The 15,113-nt window shown below is 62.7% G+C and carries 17 protein-coding genes; 13 read left to right on the top strand and 4 right to left on the bottom strand.

Annotated features, from left to right (window positions below):
• Window position 1 precedes the first annotated feature (1 nt).
• The 7 genes from C8J98_RS13455 to paoC all read left to right on the top strand — a co-directional run bounded on the left by C8J98_RS13455 (window position 2) and on the right by paoC (window position 6,944).
• A complete protein-coding gene (locus tag C8J98_RS13455; protein ID WP_158272702.1) occupies window positions 2-433 on the top strand; it encodes a type IV pilin protein in 432 nt (143 codons plus the stop codon).
• The gene (locus C8J98_RS13460; protein ID WP_158272703.1) at window positions 430-1,050 is read left to right on the top strand and encodes a GspH/FimT family pseudopilin; all 621 of its coding nucleotides are present in this window, start codon (window positions 430-432) and stop codon (window positions 1,048-1,050) included. Before C8J98_RS13455 ends, C8J98_RS13460 begins: the two co-directional genes overlap by 4 nt.
• 57 nt (window positions 1,051-1,107) lie before the next feature.
• The gene (locus C8J98_RS13465; RefSeq protein ID WP_199229914.1) at window positions 1,108-2,190 is read left to right on the top strand and encodes a PA0069 family radical SAM protein; all 1,083 of its coding nucleotides are present in this window, start codon (window positions 1,108-1,110) and stop codon (window positions 2,188-2,190) included.
• 481 nt (window positions 2,191-2,671) lie between these two features.
• Window positions 2,672-3,028 carry a hypothetical protein gene (locus C8J98_RS13470; protein ID WP_107913691.1) on the top strand — a complete coding sequence of 119 codons (357 nt, stop codon included), beginning with the start codon at window positions 2,672-2,674 and terminating at the stop codon, window positions 3,026-3,028.
• Window positions 3,029-3,154: 126 nt separating this feature from the next.
• On the top strand, window positions 3,155-3,793 hold the full coding sequence (paoA, locus tag C8J98_RS13475) for an aldehyde dehydrogenase iron-sulfur subunit PaoA (protein ID WP_107913692.1): 639 nt from the start codon (window positions 3,155-3,157) through the stop codon (window positions 3,791-3,793).
• On the top strand, window positions 3,790-4,749 hold the full coding sequence (locus C8J98_RS13480; RefSeq protein ID WP_107913693.1) for a xanthine dehydrogenase family protein subunit M: 960 nt from the start codon (window positions 3,790-3,792) through the stop codon (window positions 4,747-4,749). The genes paoA and C8J98_RS13480 overlap by 4 nt, the downstream gene beginning before the upstream one ends.
• The gene (paoC, locus tag C8J98_RS13485) at window positions 4,746-6,944 is read left to right on the top strand and encodes an aldehyde oxidoreductase molybdenum-binding subunit PaoC (protein WP_107913694.1); all 2,199 of its coding nucleotides are present in this window, start codon (window positions 4,746-4,748) and stop codon (window positions 6,942-6,944) included. The genes C8J98_RS13480 and paoC overlap by 4 nt, the downstream gene beginning before the upstream one ends.
• Before the next feature lie 79 nt (window positions 6,945-7,023).
• Here paoC and C8J98_RS13490 read toward each other — a convergent pair whose 3' ends face one another.
• Window positions 7,024-7,917, bottom strand: coding sequence for an alpha/beta hydrolase (locus C8J98_RS13490; protein ID WP_233260239.1), 894 nt, complete (start codon window positions 7,915-7,917; stop codon window positions 7,024-7,026).
• A gap of 325 nt (window positions 7,918-8,242) precedes the next feature.
• On the opposite strand from C8J98_RS13490, the gene C8J98_RS13495 reads away from it, so the two are divergent.
• A complete protein-coding gene (locus C8J98_RS13495) occupies window positions 8,243-8,977 on the top strand; it encodes an SDR family oxidoreductase (RefSeq protein ID WP_107913696.1) in 735 nt (244 codons plus the stop codon).
• A 69-nt stretch (window positions 8,978-9,046) separates the two neighbouring features.
• Complete coding sequence (locus C8J98_RS13500) at window positions 9,047-9,334, top strand: DUF1330 domain-containing protein (RefSeq protein ID WP_107913697.1); 288 nt, start codon at window positions 9,047-9,049, stop codon at window positions 9,332-9,334.
• Between the two features lie 60 nt (window positions 9,335-9,394).
• Here the strand turns inward: C8J98_RS13500 and C8J98_RS13505 are convergent, their stop codons facing one another.
• A complete protein-coding gene (locus C8J98_RS13505; RefSeq protein WP_158272704.1) occupies window positions 9,395-9,694 on the bottom strand; it encodes a hypothetical protein in 300 nt (99 codons plus the stop codon).
• Between the two features lie 69 nt (window positions 9,695-9,763).
• Window positions 9,764-10,438, bottom strand: a complete 675-nt coding sequence (locus C8J98_RS13510) for an ATP-dependent Clp protease proteolytic subunit (protein ID WP_343125724.1) — start codon at window positions 10,436-10,438, stop codon at window positions 9,764-9,766.
• On the opposite strand from C8J98_RS13510, the gene C8J98_RS13515 reads away from it, so the two are divergent.
• Window positions 10,415-11,200 carry a sigma-70 family RNA polymerase sigma factor gene (locus C8J98_RS13515; protein ID WP_107913700.1) on the top strand — a complete coding sequence of 262 codons (786 nt, stop codon included), beginning with the start codon at window positions 10,415-10,417 and terminating at the stop codon, window positions 11,198-11,200. The genes C8J98_RS13510 and C8J98_RS13515 overlap by 24 nt on opposite strands.
• 78 nt (window positions 11,201-11,278) lie before the next feature.
• Here the strand turns inward: C8J98_RS13515 and C8J98_RS13520 are convergent, their stop codons facing one another.
• On the bottom strand, window positions 11,279-12,004 hold the full coding sequence (locus tag C8J98_RS13520) for a hypothetical protein (RefSeq protein ID WP_107913701.1): 726 nt from the start codon (window positions 12,002-12,004) through the stop codon (window positions 11,279-11,281).
• Window positions 12,005-12,386: 382 nt separating this feature from the next.
• Between C8J98_RS13520 and C8J98_RS13525 the strand changes: the two genes are divergently transcribed.
• The 3 genes from C8J98_RS13525 to C8J98_RS13535 all read left to right on the top strand — a co-directional run bounded on the left by C8J98_RS13525 (window position 12,387) and on the right by C8J98_RS13535 (window position 14,809).
• Complete coding sequence (locus tag C8J98_RS13525; protein WP_107913702.1) at window positions 12,387-12,674, top strand: hypothetical protein; 288 nt, start codon at window positions 12,387-12,389, stop codon at window positions 12,672-12,674.
• A 181-nt stretch (window positions 12,675-12,855) separates the two neighbouring features.
• Entirely contained in the window at window positions 12,856-14,208 is a 1,353-nt protein-coding gene (locus C8J98_RS13530) for a TolC family outer membrane protein (RefSeq protein WP_107913703.1), read from the top strand.
• A gap of 58 nt (window positions 14,209-14,266) precedes the next feature.
• Window positions 14,267-14,809: a GNAT family N-acetyltransferase gene (locus tag C8J98_RS13535; protein ID WP_107913704.1), complete on the top strand. Its 543-nt coding sequence runs from the start codon at window positions 14,267-14,269 to the stop codon at window positions 14,807-14,809.
• The last annotated feature ends 304 nt before the right edge of the window (window positions 14,810-15,113 follow it).

Consider the following 15,113-nt stretch of genomic DNA (forward strand, 5'->3'; position numbering starts at 1 on the left):
CATGCTTGCGATACAGCGCCGCCGTGGCGGCTTCACCCTGCTCGAACTGATGGTTGTCCTGGTCGTGATGGCCATCCTCGCGGCCATCGCCATGACGTCGTACAGCCGCTACGGCTTCCGCGCACGACGGTCGGACGGACAGAAGTTACTCATGGCGATCGCCAACGCAGAGGAGCGTTATTTCGCCCTGCACAATGTTTACGCGGATCTCGCCACCATCGGTTACTCGACCACCACCACGGCGACTTCGGAGAACAGTTATTACACTGCCTCGGTCACGCCCACGACAGTCAATACGTTGGCAGCTCAGGGCTTCACCGCCACCGCGACACCGATAAATTCGCAGGCGCGCGATACATGCGGCCCACTCACCGTGACCGACACGGGGCTGAAGGGGCCCTCGGGCACCACCGCTAACGGTGTTTGCTGGTGACGGTCGTCCGGCCAGGAAAGCGTACCGGGCAAGGCCTCAGTCTGGTCGAGCTCATGGTGACGATCTTCGTGGCAGCGATCCTCGCCGCCATCGCGCTGCCGTCCTTCCGCACAACGCTGCAGAAGCACCGGCTTCGCGTTTCCGCCGATAGCCTCCAGGCCGCCGTCCAGTACGCGCGTACCGAAGGCGTACTGCGCGCGACCTACGTATCCCTCTGTGCCAGCGCCGACGGCGCGACCTGTTCCGGTGCCGCCACGTACGAAACGGGCTGGCTGGTCTACGTCCACCCGGTCGCGACGACCAAGGCCAGCGATGTCTACACGGCCACTGCCTCGGCGGGCATGCAGATTCTTCGCACCACTCCCGCTTTGAACGGCGTGTCCGCTCGCGCGGTGGATGGCGCGGTCGTCACCTTTGGTCAGCAGGGCCAACTCGAAGCCGTCGCCTCACGCACGAACATCGCCCAGCCGATGGCCTTCGTCCTGTGTGCGCTCGATGCAAGCGCAAGCAGCCTCGGTGCGAATACGACCCGGATCCCGGGGTCGCGCCTCGGGGTCAGTCGCTATGGCGGCCTCGCGTTCACCAAGCTGGCCAGCACGGATACCTGCACACCCTGAGTAAGGCCCGCACGGCGGATCGCGCCCCCTGAGATCGGCACGTTGTACATTTGTACAGTGTCCTTTCCGATCCCCACCACTCACCCGCACAAGGGCCGCGGAGCCGCCTCCAATCCGGAGGGCCGGTTCGAGAAGACCCGCTCCGTGGCCGAAGACGATGGCTGGTACCGGGAAGATGAAACCACCCGGCCGCCGACGGAGACCAGGGAAGAACTCGCCCGGTCGGTCATCAGCCGCAACGACTCCCCGGATATCGGATTCGACCAGGCCCTGAATCCTTTCAGGGGATGCGAGCACGGCTGCATCTACTGTTACGCGCGCCCCTCACATGGTTATCTCAATCTCTCGGCCGGGCTGGATTTCGAGACCAAGCTGTTCGCCAAGATCAACCTCGAGGAAGTGCTACGCGGTGAGCTCGCGAAGCGGAGCTATGTCTGCAAGCCGATCAACATCGGCAGCAACACGGATCCGTATCAGCCGATCGAGAAGAAGTGGCGGTTGACGCGTGCGGCGCTGGCGCTGCTTAACGAGTGCAACCACCCGTGCACCATCGTCACGAAGAACGCGCTCATCGAGCGCGACCTCGACATCCTCGTGCCGATGGCCGAGCGCAACCTCGTGCATGTGTTTATCTCGATCAACTCGCTGGACAACAAGCTGGCGTCGAAGCTGGAGCCACGAGCAAGTGCGCCGCATCGAAGGATGAAGGCGGTAGAAACATTGAGTCGCGTTGGCGTACCGGTGGGTGTGCTGGTTGCGCCGATTATTCCGGCGCTCAACGAGAAAGATGTCGAAGCGATCATCGAACAGGCGGGTGCGGCCGGCGCACGTTCGATCGGTTACACGTGCGTGCGTTTGCCGCATGAGCTGAAGCAGCTGTTTCGCGAGTGGCTTGAAGTGCATTACCCGGATCGAGCCTCGCACATCATCAGTCTGATCCAGCAGATGAATGGCGGGAAGGATTACGACTCGAACTTTGCGACGCGGATGCGCGGGCAGGGAGTGTTTGCGGACATCATTCGCAAGCGGGTGCAGATTGCGACGCGGAAGGCGGGGTTGGATCGGGCTTGGGATACGGTGTTGGATACGTCGCAGTTCGTGCCGCCGAGAATCTCGTCACCGCAGGGAGAGTTGTTCTGAGACGAGGGCGCTCGACGGATTCGTCGACGCGTTCACGCGATGGCACGGATCGGCGACAATCGGGCCCGAGACCTTAGGCAAGAGGCACTGGTGAGATGGAGGATCTGATTAGCGTGACGATCTCGGAACGCGCAAGCTTCGGCAGGACGTCGGCCAAGAGGGCGGCGGCGATGTTGTGCAGACAGCTCTGCGACAAGCGTGGATGGAGGCAGCAGCATTGGATGGCTCGTGGTGGATTGGCTTGCCAGTGACCCGTTCGAGTTCGAGGACCGCGCCGATGCTCCTTCCCCTGACGCGCTCGCGTACGTCTTCCCGGGGTCGCCCTTGCCCTGTTTGTCCGAAAACGTGGGGCTCGGAGCAACAGGAAAGGCACCGCCAGGCGTGAGATTCACCCTCTATAGGACAAGCGGAGCGCGGTTCTGACTTGGGGTGAATAGTCGCTTCGAATAAGATCATGCAAGATTCGAGAAGGGGCAGCTGCATGAAGGCTTACGTCGACGCCGCCATACAAGCGCTATTCGAACGTGGTGGCATAAGGCACATCTTTGATCACGCCCGCAACGCGGTGGTAGCAACGATCATTGTTGCCGCCGGGATCGACACGGCGAAGCGAGACGATGCGGCAAGCCTTCTGGGTTTGGCCAATCCGTCAACACTTAGCTACATCGTCATTGCGATCGGCGTATTGCTGATAACCCTGAATTTTCTTGATGGGCTGCGCAAGCTGAACAAGCTCCGATGGCACATGGCGCTCCAGGTGGCGCTCGGAGTGGCCTACGTCTTCTTCTCGATTCGCATCATCCAGGTGGTCGTCTTCTTCAGGACGCATGCCTGCTGATTTTTCGGTTGATGGCTGTCACGGTAACCACGGCCGTTCGCTAAGCCCTTCATTTCACACAGCTCACTCACTCCTATAAGTATGATTTTCGGTCGTAGCCCGGCCGGCTCATAAGGAGAAACGCGCATGAATGACTTCAGCAAGTGGAAGTTCACGCGACGCGAGGTGCTCAAACTGGGTGCCGCATCCGCCGGTGCGCTTGCCGCAGGCAGCCTGCCGGCTGCCCAGATCACCGATGGCGGACGCAAGCCGGTCAATGCATCGGTGGCCATGGACGTCAACGGCACGCCGCAAAACGTTACGCTGGATACCCGCACCACGCTGCTCGACGCCTTGCGCGAGCACATGCACCTCACGGGTACCAAGAAGGGTTGCGATCACGGTCAGTGCGGCGCCTGCACGGTGATCGTGGATGGGCGCCGCATCAATTCGTGCCTCACGCTGGCCGTGATGCACCAGGGCGCGAAGGTCACGACCATCGAAGGCCTCGGCACCCCAACCAACCTGCACCCCATGCAGGCTTCATTCGTGAAGCACGACGGATACCAATGCGGGTACTGCACCCCGGGGCAGATCTGCTCGGCCGTCGCCGTGCTGGATGAGATTCGCAACGATATTCCCAGCCACGTCTCCGCCGACCTCACCGTGAAGGCGCAGTTCACGACGACGGAACTGCGGGAGCGCATGAGCGGCAACATCTGTCGTTGCGGCGCCTATTCCAACATCGTCGAAGCGATCACCGAAGTTGCCGGGAGCCACGCATGAAGCCGTTCTCGTATGAGCGCGCTACCTCGCCCGCGGCAGCGGCAGCGGCAGCCGCAAGAACAGAGGGTGCGAAGTTCATCGCTGGCGGCACCAATCTGCTCGACCTGATGAAGATCGGGGTCGAGGAGCCCATGCACCTCATCGACCTGAACGGACTCGCGTTGGACACCATCGAAGCTACGTCCGACGGAGGCCTTCGCATCGGTGCCCTGGTCCGCAATACGGATCTTGCCGCAGATCAACGTGTACGCCGTGATTACGGTCTGCTTTCACGGGCGCTGTTGGCAGGCGCTTCAGGGCAGCTGCGCAACAAGGCGACGACGGCGGGCAATCTCCTGCAACGTACCCGTTGCCCGTATTTCTACGACACGAACCAGCCGTGCAACAAACGGCTCCCGGGCAGTGGCTGCGCGGCAATCGGCGGCTCGAGCCGCTCGCTCGCCGTGATTGGTGGCAGTGCGTCGTGTATCGCCGTGCAGCCCAGTGACATGGCGGTAGCCATGCGCGTGCTGGACGCTGTCGTGGAGACTGTTCGCGCCGACGGGCAGACTCGCCGTATTCCCATCGCGGACTTTCATCGGTTGCCGGGCGCGCGGCCCCATGTGGAAACCGTACTCGAGCGTGGGGAATTGATCACCGGTGTGACGCTGCCGAAGCCGGTGGGCGGCATGCACATCTACCATAAGGTCCGGGACCGGGCTTCCTATGCCTTCGCCCTGGTGTCGGTGGCGGCCATCGTCCAAAAGGATGGTTCCGGACGCGTGGCCCTGGGTGGCGTCGCACCGAAGCCGTGGCGCGACGAAGCGGCGGAGCCGTATCTGCCGCAGGGCGCGAAGATCTTTACGGCGCATCTCCTTGCGAATGCCACGCCCACCGGGGAGAACGCCTTCAAGGTGGTTCTTGCGGAGCGAACGCTCCATGCCGTGCTTGCCGAAGCCAAGGGAGACGCGTCATGAAGTTCGACACGCCGGCAACAACGAATCCCATCGACCGGCTCAAGGTCGTCGGCCAACCCCTCGATCGCATCGATGGCCCGCACAAGACCACCGGCACAGCGCACTACGCTTACGAGCAGCACGAAGCCGCGCCGAATCACGCCTATGGCTATATCGTGGCCTCGTCCATTCCCAAGGGACGCATTAAGGGCATCGACCTGACGCGCGCGCGCCGGGCGCCGGGCGTGCTGGCGATTGTCACCGCGCAAAGCGCGGGCAAGCTGGGAAAGGGGAAATTCAACACCGCGGCGCTTCTGGGTGGTCCGACGATCGAGCACTACCACCAGGCCGTTGCCCTGGTCGTGGCGGAGACATTCGAACAGGCCCGTGCCGCGGCAGCGCTCGTGAAGGTCGACTACGCCCGCACGAGCGGTGCGTTCGACTTGCGCGCTGCGGTCGCCTCGGCAACGAAACCGAAGGACGAGAAGGCCGACACCGCCGTGGGTGACTTCGCAGGCGCTTATGCTGGCGCCGAGGTCACGTTCGAGGGCCGCTATACGACGCCCGATCACTCGCACGCGATGATGGAACCGCATGCGTCCATCGCCTCGTGGACGGGCGACAAGCTCACCCTGTGGACATCCAACCAGATGATCGCGTGGGGCGCCGGCGATGTCGCGACCACGCTCGGTGTGCCGAAGGAGAATGTGCGCCTCATCGCGCCGTACATCGGTGGTGGCTTCGGTGGCAAGTTGTTCGTACGTAGCGACGCGTTGTTGGCGGCGCTTGGTGCACGAGCCGCCAGGCGCGCCGTGGCGGTGACCCTCCCGCGACCGCTCATCTTCAACAACACGACGCACCGACCGGCAACCATCCAGCGTATTCGGATCGGTGCAACGAAAGACGGCACGATCACGGCTATCGGTCACGAGAGCTGGTCGGGTGATCTACCTGGCGGCAAGCCGGAGACAGCCGTCGCGCAGACGCGGCTTCTCTACGCAGGCGCGAACCGGATGACGGCGATGCGTCTCGCCGTACTCGACTTGCCCGAAGGCAACGCCATGCGCGCACCGGGTGAGGCGTCGGGGCTGATGGCGCTCGAGATAGCCATGGACGAAATGGCCGATAAGCTTGGCATGGATCCGGTCGAGTTTCGTATCCGTAACGACACCCAGGTCGATCCTGAGAACCCCGAGCGGCCATTCTCACAGCGTCAGCTGGTGCAGTGCCTGCGCACCGGCGCGAATCGGTTCGACTGGAACAAGCGCATCATCAAGCCGGCCTCCACGCGCGACGGACGCTGGCTCGTCGGTACCGGCGTCGCTGCGGCATTTCGCAACAACCTGACGGAAAAGTCGGGGGCACGCGTGCGGCTGGATGCGCGCGGTCGCGTGACCGTTGAAACCGACATGACCGACATCGGCACGGGAAGTTACACCATCATCGCGCAGACGGCAGCGGAGATGCTCGGCTTGCCCGTCGATCGCATCGACGTGCACCTGGGCGACTCCAGTTTTCCCGTGTCGTCGGGCTCCGGCGGCCAGTGGGGCGGTAACAGCTCTACGGCTGGCGTTTACGCAGCCTGCGTGAAACTGCGCGAAGCGATCGCGCAGAAGCTGGGAATGAACCCCGACGACGCCGTCTTCGAAGATGGGAATGTTCGCTCCGGACAGCGCACGGAGTCTCTCACCGGCGTGGCAAAAGGCGGCGACATCGTTGCCGAGGACAGCATGGAGTACGGCGATCTCGGCAAGCGTTACCAGCAGTCGACCTTCGGTGCGCACTTCGTGGAGGTGGGGGTGGATGCCGCCACCGCTGAGATCCGCATTCGGCGCATGCTCGCGGTGTGCGCCGCCGGCCGGATCCTCAATCCCAAGACCGCGCGAAGCCAGGTGATCGGTGCCATGACCATGGGTGCTGGCGCGGCATTGATGGAGGAGCTGGTCGTGGACAAACGCCTCGGCTTCTTCGTCAATCACGATCTGGCTGGTTATGAAGTGCCCGTGCATGCGGACATCCCTCATCAGGAAGTGGTCTTCCTCGACGAAACCGATGCGATGTCCTCGCCGATGAAGGCGAAGGGCGTGGGCGAGCTCGGCTTGTGCGGCGTAGCGGCAGCGATCGCCAACGCCGTGCACCACGCGACGGGCGTACGTGTACGGGACTATCCGGTGACGCTGGATAAGCTGCTCGGCGAGATGCCCTCCCTCGGCTGAAGGGCGGCAAGACGGATCGGAATCCTAACGGTTGCCGTGGCCGGGGCGTTGCGCCCCGGCCCGGCTGTAGCTGGCTGGGTCAGCTCTTGATGAACTCGAGGATGTCGTTGTTGAGCTCATCCGGGTGCACGGTCAGCATGCCGTGGGGATATCCCGGATAAATCTTCAGCTTCGCGCCCTTGATGAGCTTTGCAGAGAGCAAACCAGCATCCTTGTAAGGGACGACCTGGTCATCGTCGCCATGCATCACGAGGGTTGGGACGGTGATCTTCTTGAGATCTTCCGTCTGGTCGGTTTCTGAAAAGGCCTTGATGCCATCGTAGTGCGCCTTGGCGGCACCAATCATGCCCTGACGCCACCAGTTCTGGACAATGCCCTGGGAAGCCTTGGCACCCGCCCGATTGAAGCCGTAGAAGGGGCCGGAGGCAACGTCGAAGTAAAACTGCGCGCGATTTTCGGCCAGGGCCTTGCGGAATCCGTCGAACACTTCGATAGGCGTGCCACCAGGATTCGCCGCGGTTTTCAGCATCAGCGGAGGCACCGCGCTTACCAGTACGGCCTTGGCAACGCGGCCGTTCGGCTGCCCGAAGTTGGCTACGTAGCGGGCGACTTCGCCACCACCGGTGGAGTGACCGATGTGCACGGCGTTCTTCAGGTTCAGGTGCTCAACGACGGCCCACGCATCCGCCGCGTAATGATCCATGTCGTGCCCATCGCTTACCTGCTGCGAGCGGCCGTGTCCGCGTCGATCGTGCGCCACGACGCGATAACCGTGCTCGACGAAAAAGAGCATTTGCGCGTCCCAGTCATCCGCTGACAACGGCCAGCCGTGGTGGAACACGATGGGCTGTGCGTCCTTCGGGCCCCAGTCTTTAAAGAAGATCTCGACGCCGTCCTTGGTGACAACGGTGGACGACTCGGCCCGGTGCGCTCCGGCGGCGGCCTTCGAGGGGGCTGGAGCAGGCGCTGCCATGGCGTCCTGAACGACCGATGCGCCGCCAGCGACGAGGGCGCCGGCGGTCAGGCCCGCCGAGGTGACGAACTTGCGGCGTGGGGCGTCATGTGACGCGTCAACTTCGATCTCACTCATGGCGTTCCCCTGGAAAATGGATGGTACCGGCCACTATGCAGTGACGTATGCGGTCAGAATTGCAGAAGATTACCCTCCTCACTCCGACGTTCATGACATGACGCCTCACGGATAGCCGCCCCCTTTATCTCCGCCCAAGGCATCCCTATGTCGATACCAGCGCCCGGGCTTTCCGGTCTGCATCGTCATTTCTGGATAGGGATACGTCATGAACACTACACAGAGAGTTGCCCTCGTTACGGGCGCCACGCGCGGCATCGGCCTGGAAACGGTTCGCCAGCTGGCCGAGGCCGGTGTGACCACGCTTCTCGCTGGCCGCGACGCCGGTCGCGCCAAGGCGGCGGCGGACAAGCTCAAGGCCGAGGGCCTCCCGGTCGAGTCGGTCGTGCTCGATGTCACCAGCGGCGACAGCATCACGAAAGCGGTAGCCGACGTGACCTCGCGCTTTGGCAAGCTCGACATCCTGGTCAATAACGCCGGCATCATCGTCGACGACATGGCCAAGGCGCCGTCGGAGCAGACGCTTGCCGCCTGGCGTGAAACGTTCGACACCAACCTGTTCGCGGTGGTCGAAGTGACGCAGGCCTTCCTGCCCCTGCTCAAGGCGGCACCGGCGGCTCGCATCGTCAACGTGTCGAGCCTGCTGGGCTCGATCACCATGCACCTGGATCCCGACTCGCCGATCTACACCTTCAAGGTCCCCGCGTACGATGCGTCGAAAAGCGCACTCAACTCGTGGACCGTGCATCTGGCCTATGAGTTGCGCGACACGCCGATCAAGGTCAACGCCGTCCATCCGGGCTACGTGCAGACCGACATGAACGGTGGTCAGGGCGAGATCGACGTGCCGACCGGTGCGAAGAGCAGCGTCGGCATGGCACTGATTGGTGCGGATGGCCCGACGGGAAGTTTCACTTATCTCGGCAAGACGCTTCCCTGGTAATGCTTGCTCGGTCGGCCGCGCATGCTGCGCGGCCGACCGCCCGTCGAATGTCTTCTCAGGATCTCAACCATGACGACCTATGTCGTGTTCACTCGTGAGCGCACCACCGATCCGAAGGAAATGGCCATCTACGCCGAGAAAGCCCACCATGCGGGTGAAGGTCATCCGCTGACGCCGCTTGCCTTCTACGGGGATATCCAGACGTTGGAAGGCAGCCCCATCGAAGGCTCCGTAATCCTCAGCTTCCCCAGCAAGGAAGAAGCCCTCGCCTGGTACAACAGTCCGCTGTACAGCGAAGCGAAAGAACACCGGCTCAAGGGCGCCGGCTATCGGGTCTTCATGATTGAAGGCGTGTGATGTAGCCCGTCGGTTCGCTGAGATCGAACCCGCAGGTTCTCAAAACGCGCCGGTTCGAAACTACCGCCTGGACCGAAGATGGCCGGCGCGTTCGGCCATCCTGCTTACGATCACGAAGGCCGACACGCCATAAACGATAAATCCGATGACGAAGTTAAGGACGAACGCGAGGATCATCAGAAGCATCCCGTCGTAGACAGGGCGATCGGCCGTTCCGAGATCGAGTGGCGGTACAGCCGATTGCAGAAGCGAGTTCTGCCAGAACAGCGCATTCGATAGGCCCTCGAAGCCTGCTTCGCCGGCCTGATACGAGAGCCATGCCAGGATAAGCGTGACCAACACGCCGACGACCGTCGCCAACAGAACCTGCCTCGTCAAAGTCACGGCAATCTCCCCAAGGTCCACCACAACCATCGTGCCAGGAACGACCTAGCCTTCGCGCAGCTCATCGCGCCGCACAATGATGCGCGAAACGAGACCGTATGCAACGGCTTCCTCGGCGGACATCCACTTATCCCGCTCGATATCCTCGCGCACCCGTTCGATGGGCTGGCCGCTCTCTCGCGCAATGACCATGGCGATGCGCTCGCGCGCCTTCAGGATCTCCTTCGCCTGGATGGCGATATCGCTGGCCGGTCCGCCCGCGCCGCCGCTGGGCTGATGGATCAGGAAACGGGTCTGCGGCAGGCAGAAGCGGCGTTCGCGCGGTGCGCCGAGATACAGATGGTTGGCAGCGCTTCCTACCCAGCCGGTGCCGACCATGTTGACCGGCGAGGAGATGAAGCGCACCGCGTCGTGGATCACGTCACCGGACTCGAGATGGCCGCCTGGGGACGAGACGATCATGTCGATGGGCGCGTTCGATTCAGCATCGAGCGCAAGCAGGCGGCGCACTGTCTCCGCGGCCATCGTGTCGGTGACCGTGCCGAAGACCATGACAGTCCGGGTGCGGAAGGTTTTCTCTTCCAGGAAGGCGCTGTTCTGCAGCGGTTGGGGGGTGTTGTCCGTCTCATTCGCAAACATGGGGAATCGCTCCATTGTGGTAGGTTCACCCCCATCAACGAATGAGCGGACACGAACGTGACATTCCCAGTCCATGACCATCCGCTCGCCGCAGACACCGCGCTCCGCCGGCGCTTGATCGGCCTGGCCAGACACTGGCTGGGTGACGCCAGCGCCGCCGAAGATCTGCTGCACGATGCCTATCTGCGTACCACCGATGGTGCGTTGCCCGCCTCGGCAGCCGACCGGGAAGCCTGGCTCGTAACAGTGCTGCGCAACCTGTGCATCGACCAGTTGCGTCGACAGGGTCGCTACCGAACCATCCTTGGGCAGCTCGCTGAAGAGTGGACGGACGGAGTCGACGGTTCTCAGCCGGAGCGCCTGGCAACACAGTCCCAGCGCGTCGACGAAGCCTTGCTCAACCTGGTCCATAACCTGCCAGCCGACGATGTGGCAGCGCTGCTGCTTCATGAGGTTTTCGATTTCAGCCACGCTGAGCTCGGCGCCTTGTCCGGGCGCAGCGAAGTGGCATCACGGCAGCGACTGCATCGGATGATGGGGCGCTTGCATCGGTCTACCTCGATGGGGATGCCGGAGGACGAGGACCGGACCGCCTTGCTTGCCTTGTGCCAGCAGGCACTGGCACGGTGCGAGACGGCCGCGTTAGTCACTCTGGTGCGGACGGTAGCGCCGCAGTCCATGGCCGCGCTTGAGCGTGCCGGGGAAGCCCAGTCGCTGTTCGCGGCGAAGGCGCCCATGACCCAGCTTGTCCAGGTCGACAATCAGCTGGCCCTGCGGATCCAGATCGGGGACGGCCCGGTCGCCTGGATACCGTTGGGCGAGGCAATGACCGAGGCGGCTTGAGCATCCACGGCTTCGCGGTTCACTGGAACGTCCCGACCTTCTGCTCCTGCCTTTCCTTGACCCGTTGATTGTGTCGACCTAGAAGCTCAGTCCCAGGGGCCGGTTGCAGTTGTACTTCTCCTGTTCCGTTCTCACATCACCGGGCGAGAGATGTCGCGCGCTGAGCTCTTCCGGAGTAAGGCTTTGCCAGACTTCAACATCAATGCAGTGGCGATCCGTGATGCCAAACAAACGCTGGGTGCTGCGCATCACGGCGCCGACTCCCTGGTTCATCGGATCGGTCAGCTGAATGCCGGTAACGACAGGTGCGTCGGAGCCGGGGACGCCCCTGACGCCTTGGGAGTGCTGGGCGTTGCCCAGCCGCTCACGGAAACCGCCGTCACCGGTGGAAGTCGGGGCGGTCATAGGTGGGTCGGAGGTACCGGGACTAGTGGACGCGGTAGGAACGACAGGTTGTGTGGGTGCCTCGGCCGTGATCGGAGCATTGGGTGAATTCGCTTCCGAGCGTGTAATCACGGCTCTGGTACGGCGGGCTCGCGAACGCGCCGATTCGTTCGCAGGCGCGTCTCGACTGCCGGCCAGTTGAGGCGTCTGTGATGTCGGCATAGGCGACTTTTTCAGAGGCGTTGAGATGAACCTCAGCTCGAGCGAGGGTGTCTTGTCGTCCGCGATTGCCGTCGTGTCCACCATGTTGGACGCCGGTCGCAACAGAACCATCAGTAGGCCGACATGGCAACCGACGGTCACGACAATGGCGGCTACGCGGCGAGCGGAGATCGAAATGCCGTTGAGATTCACACCCATAGATCGCACCATTCCATCCCTCTGGCGCAGTGACGATTCCCTCGCTGGCCCTCAGTCCCACAAGGCGCCGCGTCGAACTCAGATCCTCAGACGGGCATAACGCATAAAAGTTCAGTGGGCCTCAATCTCAATCCTGGCCTGCCTCAGCGCGGCAGGATCATGAGTCGCAATCGTGATCACATGCTGCGTGACATCGAACTCGTTCCCGTGTGCTCCGAACAAACGAACTGACGCCGCCACACACTTCGTCAATCCCACCGCCCGGCGTCCGGACACGGACAGCCAATGAACCCGCGAATCCGTAGATCCGCGGCACGCCGTGCCTGTGCTCGGCGTGCCGCACCTGGATGAGGGTGCGGTGGCAATTCAAAGGAACCACGTCATGCCCGCGAAGAAGGAACACCCAGTGGAACGCAGCATCGGTTACCACGCCGATCCCGATGCTTCCGCACACGACCTCATGAACGAATCCATTCAATGGCTTCAGTACGCGAGAGGCGTCACCGGCCTTCTGGCCGATCTGATCCACGAAGCCGACCGCGTCGACTGCCAGCGCGTGGCCCTCAGTCTGGAAGCGATTGCTGCCCTGACCCTTATGGGCGTGCAATGCACAGCTCAGGCGCACGTGCGCATGCACTGGGAGGGAGCCGGCAAGACGGGGCCGGACTGACCGATAGTGTCCGCCGCCCAGCGTCCGCGGACACCCTTCGCATCCCGCCTCCGCACGCCGGATTCAAGAGAAGAGGAAGGCCCCGAGCCACTCCATGCGGCGGTGCCCCGCTCGGCAAGCCGACGGCACGGTACTTGCACCGACGTCGGCAAGCTCATGGGTGCTCAAGGGAAACACATACATGCAAACTCGGACCTTGTCGGCTGTCCTCGCCGGCCTGCTCACGATGACCGGCCTGCCCGCGGTAGCTCGCGCGGAAGACCTTATGGACATCTATCGCGAAGCCGTCGCCAACGATCCGGTGCTGGCCAGCGCCGATGCGCGCCGCCTCGTCGTGGCCGAAGGGGTGCCGCAGGCTCGTGCCGCGCTGCTCCCGCAACTTTCCGCGGGACTCAGCCTGCAGCAGTTCCACCCGAGTTTCTCCAACGGCACGAACAGCGATGGCACGCCGAACACTGGCGGAGACGGCCACAGCCGCGAGCGCGACCTGACACTGTCGCTCAACCAGTCCGTGCTCGATCTCTCCAAGTTCGCCCGCGAACGGCAGGCCAAGCAGACCGAAGAAGCGCAGGAAGCGACGTACGAAGGTGAGCTCCAGGACCTTTATGTCCGATCGACGAGCGCGTACTTCAACGTGCTGGTCGCGGCGGATCAGGTCGAAGTGTTCCGCTCTTACGAGGATGCGTACAAGCAGTCGTTCGACCAGGCGACCATCAAGTTCGATCAGGGTCTGGCACCGGAAGCCGACCTTACCCAGTCGAAAGCGTATTACCTCCTGATCAAGTCGGAGCGTGTGGATGCGGAAAACGCATTGAAGGATGCACGGCGCGCGCTCCAGCAGCTCACCGGAAAGGAGCCGGGCACGCTGAAGACACTCCGCGATGATCTTCCCATGGAGACGCCGACACCCGACAACGCCGCCGCTTGGGTCGACCAGGCCCTGCGCCAGAATCCATCGGTGATCGCTGCGAACCATCTGGTGAGTGCGGATGAGCATTCGATCAACGCCGCACGCAGCGGGCACTTACCGACGCTGAACGCGGCCGTCGGTTACGACAAGGTCGGCGCGTGGTCGAACTCGGCCCGTGGCACGGCAGCCTACGGCCCGGGCAGCACGACGATCGGTCTGGTGCTTTCCGTGCCGCTCTTCAGCGGCGGCCTGACCCAGTCCCAGGTGCGCCAGGCTATTCACCAGCGTGACGAAGACCAGAGCGATCTCGAATCGGTCCGTCGCCAGACGGCGCGCGACGCGACGAACTACTTCAATCTCGTGGTCGCCGGGATAGGGCAGGTAAACGATGCGCGCGACGCGGTTGACGCCGCGAAGAAGTCGCTGGCGTCCCTGCGCGCCGGCTACGACATCGGCACGCAGAGCCTCACCAACGTGGTGGTTGCCATTGAGATCCTCGCGCAGATCCGCACGCAGTACACCGCGCTCCGCCACAACTTCATTCTCAACAAGCTGTTGCTCAAGCGCACCGTCGGTGCGGCGGAGCTGAAGGATGTGGAGGAGATCAACCGGCTGCTGCAGTAGCGTAAGCCAAACCTGCCACGCTACTCTTCAACGCAACCTCCGTGATGCGTACAGGTCCATGACGACGATTCTCCGCGAGCCTACAAAGTTCTGGTCGATCGAAACGGACCGGCTATCCATCAGCGAGTTCGGCACCGACGATGCCGGCTTCATTCTCGAGCTATTGAATGAACCGGATTTCATAAAGAACATCGCCGACAGGGGCGTTCGTGACCTTGCCGGCGCCGAGTCATACCTGCTCGATGGCCCTCTCAAGAGCTATACGACTCACGGGTTCGGCCTCTACAAGGTGGCGCTCAAACCAAGCGGCGAGACCATCGGCATGTGCGGATTGATTCGTCGCGACTCACTGGACTTCCCCGACCTCGGCTACGCCTTTCTTGCGATGCACCATCGGCGTGGCTATGCCAGCGAGGCCGGTGCCGCCGTACTGGACGAGGCGCGTCGGGAAAGGGGCATTGGTCGCGTCGTGGCGATCACCACGCTGGACAACGACGGATGGATACGGGTACTGGAGAATCTCGGCTTTCGCAACGAGGGTGTCGTCATCGAGATGCCGGACTACGACACGCCGAGTCGTTACTTCGTTAACGATCCCTGAGCCCTACGCCGCCGCGACAACTTGCTTATCGACATAGATAATCGGCAAGAATCGATAGCCGGGTGTGTTGCGTCAAGGTGTCGCCGCATCCGGGCCTCGAACGTCAACACGGCATGAGCAAACGCTGGCGCGCGCATTCTTACTGGCCTTGCGAGCAAATCACCGCCTGGACGTCGCGCCAATAAATGGTCGTCTCCTGCCGTATTTGTCGACTATGCAGGAAAAGGTGCAGGCGCTCAGCCTGCCTTAGAAAATGCTGAGAATCCCCCTCGCCGGATTTGTGCACTCACCCCCGAGAGCGCTC

Source organism: Luteibacter sp. OK325, from assembly GCF_003050935.1.
In the GTDB taxonomy this organism is placed as follows: domain Bacteria; phylum Pseudomonadota; class Gammaproteobacteria; order Xanthomonadales; family Rhodanobacteraceae; genus Luteibacter.